The sequence below is a fragment of the [Clostridium] scindens ATCC 35704 genome, assembly GCF_004295125.1.
Classification (GTDB): Bacteria; Bacillota; Clostridia; order Lachnospirales; family Lachnospiraceae; genus Clostridium_AP; species Clostridium_AP scindens.
The window spans coordinates 1634125-1650682 of record NZ_CP036170.1 but is presented as its reverse complement, the minus strand read 5'-3'; the positions used below and the strand labels follow the sequence as shown (position 1 = coordinate 1650682).

Sequence of the window (16558 nt, the reverse complement as noted above, 5' to 3'; positions counted from 1 at the left end):
AGTTTCTGAAATCTGATTTCGATTATTGACATATAAAATAATAACATTCATGGGTATATTTTAGAATCTTTAGTGTTCAATCCTCAAATGCATAAAGCACCGGACTTGACATTGATAAATAGATGTAGTATCATCCAAAAAAGATGTAGATACATCTTTTTTAAAAAGGAGGTCGCACTTTGGACGCATCAAAACGACAGATCACGAAAATAGCTCGTGAGGTTTCCAAGCTCACGCTTCATACTATGAGAGAAGAAGGAATCGGAACAGCCGAATTTGATTTTATTCATCTGGTACGGAACAATCCGGGCATTACACAAGCGGAAATAAGAGAAAAATTAAAAATTGACAAAGGTGCTGCTGCTCGCAGAGCCGCCAGTTTAGAGGCAAAAGGGTTTCTTACTCGTGAGAAAAATCCGCAGGATGGAAGGAGCCAATTATTATATGCTACCGAAAAAGCAGAGAAGTTGAGAAATTCAAAAGCAGGCATTGAAGCTGTCTTTTACGAATGGCTCTTAGCCGAACTACCCGAAGATGAAAGAACATATTTCTGCCAAGTTTTAAATACATTATATGAGCGTTCAAAGCGTGAGAGCAGAAATGGTTTTCCGAATGTTACCTCGAAATTACAAGTCGGAGATACGTTAGAATGAAGCAAAAAAATGTGGTAAAGCAGCCAGACAAGCTTTCGTCCTATTTTAAAGCCGAATGGAGCATACTTTTGGCTATAACAATAACAGGCATTATATATAATATAGGACTGCTTGCCAGTCCTTGGTTTGAGGGTAAATTAGCACAATGTTTATTTGACATATTCGGTAAAGCAAAGACATTCTCCGATATGTTGAGGTTGGTTGTTGCCTATATGGTCGTGATAGCCGTTGTCCAGCTCGCCCGCTATATGAAACGCTTTTATGTGCGACGCTTTGGAAATCATATCAACCGTAATATGAAACAGATTCTATACAGAACGCTGATACACCATTCCAGAGCCGAACTGGAAAGTGAAAATATAGGTAATATCATAACCAAAGCCATCTCCGATGTTGACGCCTGCTCAGAGGGTATGCGAAAGTTTACAACCGAGGTATTTGATACGGGCGTGGCTTTAGCCGCATATATTGTTCTGCTCTTTACATACGATTGGCGATTAGCCTTAATCAGTTTGATTTTTCCGCCGATTTCCTATTATATAGCTGAAAAGCTAAAGGTTGTTGTGCAGAGAAACGGAGCGGCGGCGCAAGAAAGCCGTGGGCGACTGAATGCCATAATCCTTGACCGTGTCTCAAATGCTTTGACGTATCGTGTATTTGGGTGTGAAACGCAAAGAAATATTGCGTTTGAGGAGCATTTAAATGATTATGAAAAGTCTGCTGTGAAAGCAAATATTTGGGTAGCAGCTATGCCGCCTATTTATCAAATTATTTCAATGGTTAGTGTTTTATTCATTATCTATTTCGGAAGCAGAAACATACTGGGTAACGGATGGACAAGCTGGGATATTGCTGTGTTTACAACCTTTATCTCCTGTTTTACGAAATTAGCAATAAAATCCTCAAAAGCGGCAAAGTTGTTCAATGCTGTTCAAAAAGCAGAGGTATCCTGGAAACGCATCAAGCCACTTATGAAACTTGTGCCAGACCAAGTAGCAGAATGTATAGTGTCTCCCGATACATTAGAAGTGCGGGACTTAGGGGTATCCTATTTTGAAAACGAGTCAATATTCAGTGGGCTTTCGTTTAGTGCAAGGCCCGGAGAAATCATCGGAGTTACAGGAGCAGTTGCCTGCGGCAAGACAACACTTGGTCAGGCATTTCTGTGTGAACATCCGTATCAGGGCAGTATTCGCTTTGGAAAGAAAGAGCTTTCAGAGTTTTCCAATGTACGGCGAAGTAAAACAGTCGGTTATCTCGGTCACGACCCTGAACTATTAAGCGAAACGATTCAGAACAATATCCTGTTAGGGAAAAACACAGAGATAGAACCATTATTAAAGGCGGTTTGCATAGATGAAGAAATTTCTAAAATGCCGGATGGCATGAATACTTTTATCGGCAATGGAGGTGTTCGTCTTTCCGGCGGTCAACAGGCACGTATCGGATTAGCACGAACCTTGGCGCATCCAAGACCGTTGCTGATATTGGATGACCCATTTTCTGCTTTGGACAGACAAACAGAAATGAAAATTTTTCAGCATTTGCAGGAATTAGCGAAAAACAGCATTGTGATTCTGATTTCCCATCGTCTTTATCTTTTTCCGCAGTTGGATAAAATCATTTGGATAGAAAACGGAACGACAACCGTCGGCACACACAAGGAGCTTATGAACAGTTGTAGCGAATATTCCGACATCTATAATCTTCAGGAAGGAGGAAGCGATTTTGAAAGTGAAAAAGTTGGGTTTGATACAAGTCACTCAGAATGTAATGAAGCTGAATAAGCTCCTGTCATTGGGAATTATAATTACTGTTGTCGGAGCCGTAATAAGTGCTCTTTTACCTCCGTTAGTCTTGGAACAGATAATCAATCTGTTGACATCCGGCAGCACTGTTACCATTCCCTTGGCAATTTCATATTTTGTATTGTTGGCTTTAACAAGTATCCTTGACTCTTTAAGAGAAAGTCTATTAGTTGTTTTCGGGCAGAAGATTACCCACGGGCTGAGGAGTACCCTTTGTGAAAAGTTTTCCAATCTTCCGGCAGATATGTTCGTAAAGCAAGAGCCGGGTGCTGTAGTCTCACGGTTTGTAAATGATGTTGATACCGTAGAGTCTTTATTCACATCCGGTATCATCAGTATGTTTGCAGATGCCTGCAAAGTGATTAGCATTTTTGCTATTCTTTTCATTAAGAACAAAGGACTGGCACTTGTTTTATTATTGCTGACACCGTTAATATTTCTATTTACCCGTATGGTACAAAAGCGAATGTTGGCAGCTCAGATTGACAATCGTATTGCAGTAGAAAAAGCGACAAACCATGTTCCTGAAACGATTAAATCTATTCGCACAATTCATTCGCTTCGTAAAGAAAAATATATGTGTGAAGTCTATGATAAACATATACAGGACAGTTATAATGCAGTAGAAAAGACCAATTTCTATGATGCAGTCTATTCTCCAATCATTTTGATTATTAACGCTTTCGTTGTTGCAGTAGTTATGCTGCTTTCGGCAACCGGTGTTCCCGGGATTCAAAGCTTTTTCGGTATGTCGGTAGGTACGGCAGTCGCAGTTATCAATTATATCAGTTCTATTTTTGGACCACTTGAAAGTATCGGAATGGAAATTCAGACCATACAGTCTGCCGTAGCAGGCGTACATCGTATTGATGAATTTTTATCTTTGGATGAGCGTTTTGAAACAGATGAAAATATAGACTTGAATATGCTGATGGAAAGTAATCGTGCCTGCGTGGAATTGCAGAATGTCACATTCGGATATGAGCCCAATTCCACCATATTAAACAATTTGAGCTTAACAATAAATACTGGGGAACAAATCACTTTATCCGGAAGAACCGGAGCAGGAAAAAGCACGATTTTCAAATTGCTTTTGGGTCAATATAAAGCAGATTCAGGCAATGTGTTTATATATGGTCAAGACGCTTCCAAGTTACCTGATAACATAAAACGAAAGTTCTTCGGATATGTAGAACAGCATTTTAGAATGATTCCTGGGACCGTTTTGGAGCAAATTACCCTATTTGATGAATCAATTAACCGAGAAATGGCAGAAAAGGCTGCAATTACGGTTGGGTTACACAGCACAATCTGTAAATTAGAAAAAGGCTATAATACACCGTGTACTTCCTCTCTTTTTTCGCAGGGGCAATGGCAGCTCTTGTCCATTGCACGTGCAATCGCTTCAGAACCGAAACTGCTGTTGCTGGATGAGATAACTGCCAATTTAGATGCTGATACAGAACAGTCTGTGTTGAAAGTTCTGAAAAGAGCATCGGAAAATCGGACAGTAATCTCTATTTCCCACAGACTATATCAACAGACGGGCGGACGACAGATTGCAATCAAATGATTGGAGGATGATAATTTGAGTATAAAAGATAAAACCAAGAAGTTAAAGAAAGACGTACCAGGGGTATTTATTGCATTAAAGAAGAAAGAAACACCGGTCATTGCAAAAATATTTGCAGGTTTGACAGTAGGATATGCATTATCTCCTGTTGATTTAGTTTCGGACTTTGTACCTATACTGGGATATTTGGATGATATAATTGTATTGCCTTTGCTTGTGGCAATGACAGTTAAATTTATTCCAAGGGATATCTGGGAGCAAAGCAAGATTGAGTCAGAAGGTCTATGGGATAACGGAAAGCCAAAGAAATGGTATTATGCGATACCTGTGATACTGATTTGGGTATTGATTGTATGGCTGATTGTGAAAGCAATATGGTTATAAAACAGAACTTTGATTGTTGCGTTTTATATCTTTTTCAACAGAAAGCACAAGAAGAAATACGACAAAAACATATTATAGATTACAGCAAAAACTACGGAAATTCACGAAAAATCAAGAAAATTATTGACAATTTAATATGTATATAGTATAATAAAAAATTCTTTGCACTGCATTACATTCCAAAAGGAATGCGAGATCAACAGTACAAACTGAGCAGGCGATGAACCTTTAGGTCATGGGGCCGGGCCGCTTTTGTGGCAGCAGATTGCAATTTCAGCACATCTGTGGGACAGTTGTATGTTCCACAGGTGTGTTTTTTATATCTGTGTGAACGCACTATCTCAAATGGGGTGCCTATAAGAGAAAAATCACATCTGCATTAAAGCAGAACAAGGAGGATTCTTTTATGACAACCAAAAAAGAAGTAAACACAAAAAATGACGGGTGCGCCGTCAACGAAGCAAAAGTAATCAGAAACTTATCATTAGTGAGCGTTATCGGAAATGCTGTTTTATCGGGTTTTAAGCTCTTTGCCGGAATTTTTGGACATTCAAGGGCTATGATTTCCGATGCTATTCATTCATTTTCGGATGTGCTTACAACAATAATTGCCTTTATCGGCGTGAAAATTTCTAAAAAAGCGCCTGATAATTCCCACCCTTACGGACATGAGCGTATAGAATGTGTAGCGTCGCTGTTTTTGGGTCTATTGCTTATGGTAACAGGCTTGGGTGTTGGTAAGGTTGGACTGCAAAACATTATTTCGGGCAATTATGGCTCACTGGCAGTCCCCGGTGTTATTGCTTTAATTGCGGCAATTATTTCTATTGTCGGCAAGGAAGCTATGTATTGGTACACCCGCCACTACGCAAAACTTATCGGCTCTGCCGCTTTTATGGCAGATGCGTGGCATCATCGTTCCGATGCGTTTTCTTCAGTAGGCTCGCTAATTGGTATCGGCGGAGCAATGCTTGGCTTTCCTATTATGGACAGCATAACAAGTCTTGTTATTTGTCTGTTTATTTTGAAGGTATCCTTTGATATTTTAAAGGATGCTATTGTAAAAATGCTTGATACTTCCTGTGGCGAGGAATACGAAGCAGAACTAAGACAGTTTATCGAAACGCAACCTGATGTCATATGTGTAGATATGATTCATACTCGTATGTTCGGCAACAAGGTGTATATTGATACCGAAATTCAAGTAGATGGCAATAAATCTCTGCGTGAAAGCCACGATATTGCAGAGCACGTTCATAACAGTGTAGAAACACACTTTCTGGATACGAAACACATTATGGTTCATGTAAATCCCACAGAACAGGAGGAATAAAATCAGATGTTTGGGATTTCTGCGGGGCAAAAATACTTCCTGCCGGACTTTCCATATTGTTTTATTACTTGTATCGGAAACGGGTACAAAGAAGGGAGGCTGGCTAAATTCGAGGGCGGGCAACCCTTATTCTGCTGTTTCTTCTTCAGGTAATTTTGTGGGCTTATCTGATTTTTGGTGGAAGTCTGTCGGTAAGCCTATTGAATGGAAACTTACCGACTGTTTTGAGCAGATATTCCGAAAGACGAATTATATGTACCGTTTTATGGAAACAACTGTGATAAGTGTGGAAGCCGGCTCATTTGTAATGTCTGTTCCGATTGTGGAAAGTGTAAATGAAGCAAGAACAGTTGCCCAAAACGGATTTTGAAAAACAGCCATATCAAGGGGAAATTATTGTGATTTTTGAGATAGGTTTTGAAACTTATATTCTTTTACAGAAAAACACCTTGACAAATCCCGTCTTGATTGGATATGCTGTTGCTCTCGCCCTGCAATTCATCATCGCGGCTCAATCGCTCATACAGTGGGGTGATTTTTTCGTTTCTCATGGCTGTACCTCCTGAAATGAAAATGCTCTAAGTGTTCCCTTCACTAACCATGATAAAAACCATGATTAAGAAGTCACTTAGAGCATACATCTCCCGCCGCCAGCTTGTATTTCTTATATTGCCGCACGGCGAAGTGATTCGGCTCCCGCTGTCCCAGCTTCTTGAAGGCCAAATCCACATTGTTCTCAAAGGTCTCATCATCCTCCGCGCCTCCATGGCGTTGATGAACTCAATGAGCGTTGCGGAATTCTGCTCCTCCTCGGGCGCTTCATAGTGGATGTAGCCGATTAAGGCGGTATAGAGCAGCGTTCCCGCCTTCTGCCAAAAGTCGTCGCCGGATTTTCCGTCCCCCTTGGTGTTGAAGATTAAGGTATTTACCAACTTCAAAATATCCTTCTCGCTGTGGATATACGAGAAAGGGTTGTAGTGCATGGACTTTTTGAAGTTGATGGAATTGAAGATTTTCACCTTGTACCCATTGCAGAGCATGAGTTTGCCTCACTCGACGGCGATGCTGCCTTTTGGGTCAGTGACCACATACGAGCTGTGGAACTGCATGAGGTTGGGCTTAATGAAAAACCGGGTCTTACCGGAGCCGGAGCCGCCCACCACCAGCACGTTCTTGTTCCGCGCGGTCTTGGGGTCTTTTGGGCGGTTACTCATCTCATCATGATTTTTTCGTTTACCACGATTATCTCTTAAAACTTCCACCCCACCAGCGTCATATTTAACAGTGTAACTACGTGCCTGTTGATAAGATACCTGATATTGTTTGGCTGTTTCGACATAATTACGGTCATGTGCGATGCAATACTGTACTATTTCAACTCGTTCTTCAAATTTAGTTTTTCTTCCCTTGGTCATGATCTGGGAACCTCCTGTTCCGTATGATTTAAAGACTTCATAACCATTATACTGCTTTATCCACTTTTGCAACTTGCTTTTTGAACGAATTCCGTATTTTTTGCAAATATCGCCTTGCGATCCATAGCCTGCCAAATATTCCTGCACCGCTTGGAGTTTCAGTTCTTTTGAATATCGTTTATAGTGTTTCATTAGAAATGCATCTTCCCCCATAGATTCATAATTACGAATCCATTGTTGGACAGTAGCAAGACTCACCTCTAACCGTTCTGCCAATTGATGCTGGGAAACATTTCCCTCAAAATATAGCATAACCGCAGATATTTTATCTTTAGCAGATATCGTCTACTTTGACATAAAGTATGCTCCCTCCTAAGTGACAAGTTTTTATTATTTCACTTGTCTACCTAGAAGGGAGCATATCATTTCCCGACAGCCCCTTTTATCATATCATATTCTATATCGAATTTACAGACTCTCTGCTGCCTCTACGATTGCATCTACCGTAAATCCAAAAAACTCAAACAATGTTTTGTATGGTCCGCTTGCGCCAAAGGTTGTCATACCGATTGCTTTTCCCTCCGGTCCGACATAACGGTCCCAGCCGAACGTAGACAGAGCCTCTACAGATACTCTCTTTGTTACGTCCTTCGGAAGAACCCTCTCTTTGTATTCATCCGTCTGTTCCTCGAAGATATCCACACATGGCATGGATACAAGACGAACTTTCTTACCTTTTTCCTCAAGTACACTCTTTGCTCCTGCTGCCAGTTCTACTTCAGATCCGGTTGCGATCAGGATCATATCTGGTGTTCCTTCGCAGTCTTCCAGAATATAACCACCCTTCAGAGCATCTTTACTGCTGCCTGCCATTGGCGCCAGATTCTGTCTGGTCAGTACGATTGCAGTTGGTGTTTCTTTTGATGTCAATGCACTATACCATGCGGCCTCAGTCTCAACCGCATCACATGGTCTGAACACATGGAAGTTCGGCATTGCACGGAACATTGCAAGCTGCTCGATCGGTTCATGCGTCGGTCCGTCTTCTCCAACTCCGATACTGTCGTGAGAATATACATAAGTCATCGGAACCTTCATAATCGAAGACAAACGTGCCATTGGTTTAATGTAATCGCTGAATACAAAGAACGTTGCAACATAGCTGTGCAGTCCTCCATGAAGCATCATACCATTTCCAATTGCTCCCATTGCAAGCTCTCTTACACCAAAATGCATATTTCTGCCGGATGGGCAATCTGCCGAGAAATCTCCCTTATCATTCAGGTATGTCTTGTTGGATGGAGCAAGGTCAGCAGAACCTCCCATAAGATTCGGAACGCTATCCTTGATCGTATTCAGAATTCTTCCGGAGATTGCTCTGGTTGCTTCCGGCTTTTCTCCTCTCTTCCAGAATTCTTCGTTATCTTTTAAGATTGCTTCACAATCGCATTCAAAATACTGTTCCATGAGTTCTTTCATTTCAGGGAATTTCTCGCAGTATTCTGCATACATCTTGTTCCACTCTTCTTCTTTTTCTGCAAGAGCGTCTCTTAATTCTTTATAATGTGCATATACTTCATCCGGAACATAGAACGGCTCCTGAGAAGTCCATCCCAGAGTTTCCTTCATCTCTTTCACATTTTCTTCACCCAGAGGTTCTCCATGTGCACTTGCTTTTCCCTGCTTATTGGGGCATCCATATCCAATTTCTGTATGAATCGTAATGAATGATGGATGTTCGGTATCTGCTTTTGCTTCTTCAATTGCTTTTCCGACTGCATCAATATCATTGCCGTCTGCTACTTCCAGAGTCTGGAATCCAAAAGATTCCATTCTCTTCTGTACGTCTTCTGTAAATGCAATATCCGTAGATCCTTCAATTGAGATATTGTTAGAATCATACAGGATGATCAGTTTGGATAATCCAAGTGTGCCTGCCAGTGAGAATGCCTCTGATGAAATTCCTTCCATCATACATCCATCTCCACCCAGTGCATATGTATAATGGTCAATGACCGGGTAGCCCTCTTTATTGAATACAGAAGCAAGATGCTTTTCTGCGATCGCCATACCTACAGCCATACCCATACCGGCACCAAGCGGTCCTGTTGTTGCTTCTACACCAACTGTATGTCTGTATTCCGGATGTCCCGGAGTCTTGGAATCCAGCCGTCTGAATTCTTTAAGGTCATCAAGTGTCATATCACCATATCTGTAAAGATACAGAAGAGAATATAACAACATAGATCCATGTCCGCCAGAGAGAATAAAACGGTCTCTGTTACGCCAGTCCGGATTCGCCGGATTATGATTCATGTGGTGTGCCCATAACTCATAAGCGATAGGTGCAGCACCGAGCGGCAGGCCTGGATGTCCTGACTTGGCTTTTTGAATCGCATCCGCAGACAGAACTCGAATTGCATTAATTGATAAGTTATCTATATGGTTCATTTCGCTACCTCACTTTTTTCTTATTCTTCCTATATTACTGAAAGTCGATCAAACTGATTCTTTAATGTCGGAACCATATCCGAATAGATATGATACATTTCTTCATATACAGCCTTGTTATCTGGATTCGGAAGATTCTCGGTCATCACCTTCATCGTTGAGCATGCGTCATCCAGATCTTTCCAAATACCGGCACCGACACCGCCAACCAGACATGCACCATAAGCGCCGCCTTCTTTTGCTCCGCTAACCGTATATACCGGAAGTTGGAAGATATCACTCAGAATCTGACGCCACAGATTACTTCTGCTTCCGCCGCCGGACACAATTATTCTGTCAAGCGGTACCGGCTTCAACTGAAGAATCGCCTCTCCAATCTGTTTCATTCCGTATCCGATGCCTTCCATCACTGATCTGGTAATATCACCTTTACAATGACTCTGAGTCATACCAATAAAGCAGCCTCTTAGGTTTGGATCTGTATATGGCGCACGCTCTCCTGAAAGGTAAGGAAGATAGATCAATCCTCTGGAACCCGGACTGGAAGCTTCTGCTCCCTGATTCAGGATATCATATGGATCCAGTCCCTGTGCCTTTGCTTCTGCCATCTCACCTTTACAGAATGTATTTCTGTACCACTGATAACTTCCACCGCAGGCAAGCATAACACCCATAACATGATACAGATCTTTCTGGTTATTACAGAAGAATTGTAATGTCTGATCGTGATTTTCAATATACTGAGACATTCCCATTGCTACAATTCCGCCGGTTCCCAGAGTCAGGCCAAGGATACCCTCACGGATCAGGCCCATACCGGTTGTCTGGATAACACTGTCACCACCACCGCCTACAACCGGAGTTCCTGGCTTCAGTCCAGTAAGTTCTGCTGCTTCTTTTGTTACAACTCCCGTTACTTCACTGGATTCAACTACCGGCGGGAACAGGTCTCTCGGAATATTCAGCCGATCCAGCAGTTCCCAGCTGTGTTCTCGTTTTTCCACATCAAAGAATCCCGTTCCGGATGCATCAGATGCATCCGTACAGTATTCGCCCGTCAGCTGATAACGGAGATAATCCTTTGGAAGGATTGCCTTTTTCATCTTCTGATAATTCTCCGGCTCAACTTCTCTCAGCCACAGAATCTTTCCTCCCTGGTATCCAGGAAGCATATTATTGTTCGTAAAACGACGCAATTCTTCAAATCCGCCAAGATCCTGCAGAAGCTCCTGACATTGCTTTGCACATCGCTGATCATTCCAGAGGAATGCTCTTCGGATGACATTGCCATCTTTATCCATGGCAACCAGTCCATGCATCTGACCTGAAAAGCTGAGAGACTTGATATTCCCTGCATCGATTCCACTTTTGTCAATTGCCTTATGAAGGCTGGTATATGCGCCAACCCACCAGTCCATCGGATCCTGTTCATTCCAGCCCGGTTTTGGTGAATATAAAGGATACTCTTCTATAACAGAAGACACAACCTGACCTTCATCATCCACGATGATAGATTTGCACCCGCTGGTACCAATATCCATCGCTGCAACATACTGTTTCATACTCATTCACCTCATGTGTATATCCGATAGTTATTCTTCGTCTCCGTCAACCAGACAGGTATTCCATACAAATGTTAATGGAAGAATACCTGTCTGAATGGTTGTATGATATGCTCCTGGCGGAACATAGCATGCATCACCGGCCTTTACCGGGAATCTGTCCTCTCCTACTACCATAATTCCCTCACCGGAGATAAAGTAGTAAATTTCTTCCATATCCTCATGCGCATGACCTGTTGTTGTTCCTGTCGGATATATGGTTGTATGTCCACATGTCAGACGTTTGGATGGTCCTGCTTTACGATCGATCAGATAATAAGTATCTCTTAATACTTCTTTCTCTCTCGGCAAAACTCTTGCTCTTAAACTTCTTGGATCAGTATCCGGCTCCCTTCCTGTAGCTACATTAACAACATGCTTCATAAACTAACACCTCTTTCTTTATAGTTATATATTTATTTTTTATTACTTACTGTTTTAACTTATTAAAATTCAACGACAACCTTTACAGCAGACGGGTCTTCCGACGCAATATGGAACGCTTCCTCTACACCTTCCAGAGAGAAAGGAACACAATGTGTGATCAGCTGTTTCAGTTTCTCCTGATTATCTTTCAGAAGATCAAGTACCAACGGATATGTATTCGAATAACGGAAGGAAGGAACGATGGTAATTTCTTTACAAACGTAATCCACCATATCTACTTTCTGTATCTCCGGTCCCATTCCAATCATGGCAATTCGTCCACCGGGCTTAATGCATTTGACTGCCAGATTATAGCAGGCATCTGCTCCTGTTGCCTCATATCCAAAATCAAATGTATTATCCGGGATCTGATCTTTCATGGTATTTACAACCTGATCTGCACCCATCTCTTTTGCACATGCCAATCTGTCATCACGAATATCTGCCACGGTAATATCCTTACAGCCTGCTGCTTTTGCTGCAAGCAGACAGGTGATTCCAATGATTCCGGCACCAAAGATAATTGCTTTTTCGCCAAGAGCCGGTTTAATTCTCTGTGTGGCAAAGAGTCCTACGGACAGTGGCTCTGCCATTGTAGCAAGACCATAGTCTGTGACTTCATCCGGAATCTTGAATACATAATCTTCATCATAAGCAATTTCTTCTACCAGAACACCATCATCAGGTGGAGTTGCAAAGAACACGATATTCTGGCACAGATTATAACGGCCTTTCAGACAATGTTCACATTTCATACATGGAATTCCCGGTTCAAGCACGACTCTGTCTCCGACAGCGAATTTAGATACTTTCTCTCCGACATCAGTAATAACTCCGGAACACTCATGACCAAGAATCAGCGGTTCTTCTACCACAAACTGTCCGATACGTCCGTTTTTCCAGTAATGAACATCGGAACCACACACACCGACAGCTTTCATCCGAACCAGTACCTGACGTTCTCCACACTCAGGCTTCGCCAGTTCTTTTTCTGAAAATGTATTAATTTTATCCAAATATATCGCTTTCACGCTTCACCCCTCCTATCTTTATTCTTTGTTAGACAGACGCACTCGGAAGGAGTCGATCAGAACTGCAAGCAGGATAATAAGACCAGTTGCTGCCTCAACATAATAGGAATCCATTCCGAATACCTGAAGACCTACCTGAATGAAGTTCAGAAGCAGTACTCCACCCAGAACTCCTGATACTTTTCCAACACCTCCGGCAAGAGATGTACCACCGATTACAGCTGCTGCAATGATATCCATCGAATAAGAGGAACCGAATACACTGTTGATAGATCCCATCTTAGAGGAAAGCATCAGACCTGCAAGACCTGCCATTAAACCAGAGATTGTAAATGCTGCAATTCTGATCCGGTCTACGTTAATACCAGATACCTTCGCACATCTTGCATTTCCACCTACTGCAAAGAGGCTTCTTCCAAGAGCTGTTCTGTTCCATACAAAGTACATGATTATATAAACCAGCAAAAAGATGATTACCAGGAATGGAAGAAACCCACCAATTTTTCCCTGTCCGAGGATGGTATATCCTTTTTCATTAATTGTAATGGTGCGTCCTCTTGTAATCGCAAGCACAACTCCGGCTAACAGAGTATTCATTGCCAGTGTTTCAATCAACGCAACTGCTTTCAGCTTTGCAATCAGAACACCGTTGACAAATCCAAGTAAAGCACCCATAATCAGAATGATAATCATAGCGATTGGGATAGGAACAATTCCATTCTTGAATATCAGGATACCTGTTGCTGCAGATACTGCCATGATACCTACGCAGGAAAGATCAATGTCACCGAGAAGAATCGTTCCGGCAAGACCGATTGTCATAACGCCCATTACAGAAGCCTGCATTGGGATATTCAAATATAAACTAGGGTTTGCAATCGGATTAAAATAGTTTGGTTTTAAGATGATAAACACGATAACTCCAATTAACAATAACACCCATACAATATTATCTATTACTTTTAATTTCCAGTTTTTTGTATTTTTTTTCATGACTTAAACTGCCCTCCGATCTCGAATATTTACTATCTTGTCAGGAGATAAATTCTCATTTTTCATATCTCCGACTATCTTTCCTTCGTTAAATATGACTACACGGTCAACGATACGAAGGAGCTCATCAAAATCGTTCGTCAGATAGATTACGCTCATACCTTCATTCGTCAAATCCTTGATCAGTCCCATAATTTCTTCTCGACTCTTGATGTCGATACCAATCGTAGGCTCATCCAGGATCAGCAAAGTTGGATTTACTGCCAATACTTTTGCCAATACTACCTTCTGCTGATTACCACCGGACAGACTTCCGCTGGCTGCATAGATAGATTGCGTCTTAATAGCAAGCTGCTTTACATAATCATCAGCCAGCTCAACTTCTTTGCTATTATCCAACAGTCCAAATTTACCTTTTAATCGAGTCTTCAGACAGGATAAACCTATGTTTTCTTCCACACTCATAATCGGGACAATACCCTCTGCATGTCTGTCGTTTGGAACCAGACATATCTTATACTTCAGAGCATCAGTAGGATTCTTAATATCAACGTCTTCGCCGAGAATCTTAACCTTTCCGCTCTTTTTTTCCATTAATCCATAAAGCGCAAGACATAATTCACGGGCTCCGGATCCTGAGAATCCCACAAATCCGACAATTTCACCTCGATGGATCTTAAGATCTGCCTGGTCCAGGAATTTAGCACTGATTCCTTCGCACTCTACAGCTACTTCTTCATTTACCACCTTATCTTCATCGCGAAATGTCAGTTCTACATCTTCACCTGCAATAATCTTAGCAAGTTCCATCTGCCTGTCATATCCGACACCTTCACCAACATTTCCATCATATGCACTTCCGTCACGAAGTACAGTAATTGCATCTGAAACCTGAAGGATTTCTTCCAGATAATGGGAGATCAGTATAAATGTAACTCCATTTTCTGCATGCTTTTTTACAAAGCGGAACAAATTATTTCTGTCATCAATTGAAAGTGATGTTGTAGGTTCATCTAATATAATTAATTTACCGCCACTGAACAGTGCACGGATAATATTCAGTTTTCTCTGTTCTACAGGTGTAAGCCTGCGAACAAGTTCATATGGATCAACTTTCAGTCCAAATTCGTCCAATACTTTTTGTGCATTTTCATGCATTGCTTTGCGATCCACAAGTTTGAATTTGCTTCTTGGCCATAATCCAAGGAAAATATTCTCTGCTACGTCCATATCCAGCACAACACTTGCATGCTGTGTAACAAGTTCAATTCCTCTGTCCTGTCTCTCTTTAAAGCTCAGGTTCCCTATATCATTCCCTTCGAAAGTAACCTTTCCGTTCGTCTGCTTATATACACCTGCAATAATATTTACAATTGTACTTTTCCCCGCACCATTTTTACCAACAAGGGAATGAATAGAGCCCTTTGTAATTGAAAAATTAATATCTTTGAGAGCAACTGTTTCTCCGAAATTCTTATTAATGTGCTCTACTTTCAGTATTACTTCTTTTCCCATATGAAAGGTTCTCCCTTCTTTGTCAATCCGGTAAAGCTTTCGCCCTACCGAATTGATACTTTAACCATTGATTCATTATGTAGACAATTCTAGTTCTCAACAGCAGACATGTCATATTCGATTCCTAATACCTTCTCTGCAACGATACCCCAGTGACGTGGGTCTGTACAGTTATCAGAATTGATCTCATATGCAGGAACTTTTACATACGGACCAGCATCGGATTCGATGATTTCACATTTCTCCCAGTAATAATCAGAGTTCTCGTATGGTCCTAACGGAACATCTTCACCCTTCATGGAGTATTTCTCAAGCATTTCAACAGCGATCATACCATAGGAATATCCATCCTGTGCGATAGAATAATCATAGTATCCTTCTTCGATGAACTTGTTTGCGATTGGCTCACCATCGATTGTAACAACGATGATGTGTCCATCTTCATCACGTTTAAACCACTTGTTTTCCATCTTCAGAGCTGCAACGAGACCTTGTCCAGGGTTATCAGATGGAGTATGAAGAGCGTCAACTTCAACACCGGAAGCGAACTGGTTCAGTGCTGCATCCTGAGTTAATGCGATTTCACCTTCTGCAGGAACTGCAATATAGTTGATATCCGGATATTTCTCAAATGTAGCTTCCATACCTTCTTTTCTTAATCTCCAAGCTTCAGAACTCATAGCGCCGTAGCAGTTTACAACTGTTCCTTTTGGCTCGCCATATTTGTCTGTTAAAGCTTTAGCAATTGCTTCTGCTGCAAGACAACCTGCATCATAGTTATCAAATGCTACTGTAACTGCAACATCACCGCCGGTAAGAGGTGTATCTACGATACCAACCGGGATTCCTGCTGCTACTGCCTGATCAGCTGCTGCGATCAGACCTTCAGAGTCGATAGAATCTGCGATAATAGCTGCCGGTTTCTTGTTGATAAAGTTTACAAACTGGTCAAACTGTTTTGCACTGTCCAGTTTCGCATCAGATGCCGCAAAAGACCATCCTCTGTCAGTACAAGCTTTTTCTGCAGATTTCTGACAAACTGTCCAAAAGTAATAATCAAGACCTTTGTTAGCGAAACAAACTAATGTATCGTCACCACTAGCTTCTTCTGTTGTCTCTGTTTTAGAATCCCCTTCATCTGTTGCTTCCTCTTTGCTTCCACACGCTGCCATAGAGAAAATAAGAGTAAGTCCTAATGCTAACCCTATAACCCTTTTCATAATGTTCATCTTTTTCATCTTTTTACCTCCTTTGTTTTCTATTTTGTTCCATGAGTACTTTCCGTTTTTAGAGATGCTTCCTGATATCCCCTCAGACTTCGGGTCTTTCATCTTCCTCCTTTCAATGAAAATGCATATTTTCAGATCCCGTTATC

General features: G+C 41.5%; 12 protein-coding genes, 3 pseudogenes and 1 riboswitch. Of the genes and pseudogenes, 5 read left to right on the top strand and 10 right to left on the bottom strand.

The window, feature by feature from the left end; all coding sequences use genetic code 11:
• Positions 1-179: 179 nt before the first annotated feature.
• The 5 genes from HDCHBGLK_RS08495 (at position 180) to HDCHBGLK_RS08475 (ending at position 5751) form a co-directional block, all read left to right on the top strand.
• The gene (locus HDCHBGLK_RS08495) at positions 180-653 is read left to right on the top strand and encodes a MarR family winged helix-turn-helix transcriptional regulator (protein ID WP_039910082.1); all 474 of its coding nucleotides are present in this window, start codon (positions 180-182) and stop codon (positions 651-653) included.
• Positions 650-2440: an ABC transporter ATP-binding protein gene (locus tag HDCHBGLK_RS08490; RefSeq protein WP_004608471.1), complete on the top strand. Its 1791-nt coding sequence runs from the start codon at positions 650-652 to the stop codon at positions 2438-2440. Before HDCHBGLK_RS08495 ends, HDCHBGLK_RS08490 begins: the two co-directional genes overlap by 4 nt.
• Positions 2388-4034, top strand: a complete 1647-nt coding sequence (locus HDCHBGLK_RS08485) for an ABC transporter ATP-binding protein (RefSeq protein WP_318586138.1) — start codon at positions 2388-2390, stop codon at positions 4032-4034. The genes HDCHBGLK_RS08490 and HDCHBGLK_RS08485 overlap by 53 nt, the downstream gene beginning before the upstream one ends.
• Before the next feature lie 15 nt (positions 4035-4049).
• Positions 4050-4418 (top strand): YkvA family protein, encoded by a 369-nt coding sequence (locus HDCHBGLK_RS08480; protein WP_009249789.1) that lies wholly within the window; start codon positions 4050-4052, stop codon positions 4416-4418.
• Positions 4419-4617: 199 nt separating this feature from the next.
• Positions 4618-4713: riboswitch (NiCo riboswitch) on the top strand.
• A 111-nt stretch (positions 4714-4824) separates the two neighbouring features.
• The gene (locus HDCHBGLK_RS08475) at positions 4825-5751 is read left to right on the top strand and encodes a cation diffusion facilitator family transporter (RefSeq protein ID WP_004608475.1); all 927 of its coding nucleotides are present in this window, start codon (positions 4825-4827) and stop codon (positions 5749-5751) included.
• A gap of 464 nt (positions 5752-6215) precedes the next feature.
• Here the strand turns inward: HDCHBGLK_RS08475 and HDCHBGLK_RS20260 are convergent.
• From HDCHBGLK_RS20260 to HDCHBGLK_RS08430, 10 genes and pseudogenes are all read right to left on the bottom strand, one after another.
• Positions 6216-6302: pseudogene (locus HDCHBGLK_RS20260) on the bottom strand (recombinase family protein); the annotation flags it as partial.
• A gap of 91 nt (positions 6303-6393) precedes the next feature.
• Positions 6394-7085: pseudogene (locus HDCHBGLK_RS08470) on the bottom strand (type IV secretory system conjugative DNA transfer family protein); the annotation flags it as partial.
• A gap of 174 nt (positions 7086-7259) precedes the next feature.
• Positions 7260-7478: pseudogene (locus HDCHBGLK_RS20190) on the bottom strand (helix-turn-helix domain-containing protein); the annotation flags it as partial.
• A gap of 156 nt (positions 7479-7634) precedes the next feature.
• On the bottom strand, positions 7635-9617 hold the full coding sequence (gene tkt, locus HDCHBGLK_RS08460) for a transketolase (protein ID WP_004608481.1): 1983 nt from the start codon (positions 9615-9617) through the stop codon (positions 7635-7637).
• 29 nt (positions 9618-9646) lie between these two features.
• On the bottom strand, positions 9647-11179 hold the full coding sequence (gene xylB, locus HDCHBGLK_RS08455) for a xylulokinase (protein ID WP_050755159.1): 1533 nt from the start codon (positions 11177-11179) through the stop codon (positions 9647-9649).
• 30 nt (positions 11180-11209) lie between these two features.
• Complete coding sequence (locus HDCHBGLK_RS08450) at positions 11210-11602, bottom strand: cupin domain-containing protein (RefSeq protein WP_004608483.1); 393 nt, start codon at positions 11600-11602, stop codon at positions 11210-11212.
• Positions 11603-11664: 62 nt separating this feature from the next.
• Positions 11665-12675 (bottom strand): NAD(P)-dependent alcohol dehydrogenase, encoded by a 1011-nt coding sequence (locus tag HDCHBGLK_RS08445; protein WP_004608484.1) that lies wholly within the window; start codon positions 12673-12675, stop codon positions 11665-11667.
• Positions 12676-12693: 18 nt separating this feature from the next.
• Positions 12694-13668 (bottom strand): ABC transporter permease, encoded by a 975-nt coding sequence (locus HDCHBGLK_RS08440; RefSeq protein WP_004608485.1) that lies wholly within the window; start codon positions 13666-13668, stop codon positions 12694-12696.
• 3 nt (positions 13669-13671) lie between these two features.
• On the bottom strand, positions 13672-15183 hold the full coding sequence (locus tag HDCHBGLK_RS08435) for a sugar ABC transporter ATP-binding protein (RefSeq protein WP_004608486.1): 1512 nt from the start codon (positions 15181-15183) through the stop codon (positions 13672-13674).
• An 89-nt stretch (positions 15184-15272) separates the two neighbouring features.
• Entirely contained in the window at positions 15273-16514 is a 1242-nt protein-coding gene (locus HDCHBGLK_RS08430) for a sugar ABC transporter substrate-binding protein (RefSeq protein WP_004608487.1), read from the bottom strand.
• Between the last annotated feature and the right edge of the window lie 44 nt (positions 16515-16558).

What these genes read in the sequence shown, in the direction of transcription:
- HDCHBGLK_RS08430 (WP_004608487.1), bottom strand. Translation starts at nt 16,514, where the DNA reads ATGAAAGACCCGAAGTCTGAGGGGATATCAGGAAGCATCTCTAAAAAC.
- HDCHBGLK_RS08490 (WP_004608471.1), top strand. Translation starts at nt 650, where the DNA reads ATGAAGCAAAAAAATGTGGTAAAGCAGCCAGACAAGCTTTCGTCCTAT.
- HDCHBGLK_RS08440 (WP_004608485.1), bottom strand. Translation starts at nt 13,668, where the DNA reads ATGAAAAAAAATACAAAAAACTGGAAATTAAAAGTAATAGATAATATT.
- tkt (WP_004608481.1), bottom strand. Translation starts at nt 9,617, where the DNA reads ATGAACCATATAGATAACTTATCAATTAATGCAATTCGAGTTCTGTCT.
- xylB (WP_050755159.1), bottom strand. Translation starts at nt 11,179, where the DNA reads ATGAAACAGTATGTTGCAGCGATGGATATTGGTACCAGCGGGTGCAAA.
- HDCHBGLK_RS08475 (WP_004608475.1), top strand. Translation starts at nt 4,825, where the DNA reads ATGACAACCAAAAAAGAAGTAAACACAAAAAATGACGGGTGCGCCGTC.
- HDCHBGLK_RS08450 (WP_004608483.1), bottom strand. Translation starts at nt 11,602, where the DNA reads ATGAAGCATGTTGTTAATGTAGCTACAGGAAGGGAGCCGGATACTGAT.
- HDCHBGLK_RS08435 (WP_004608486.1), bottom strand. Translation starts at nt 15,183, where the DNA reads ATGGGAAAAGAAGTAATACTGAAAGTAGAGCACATTAATAAGAATTTC.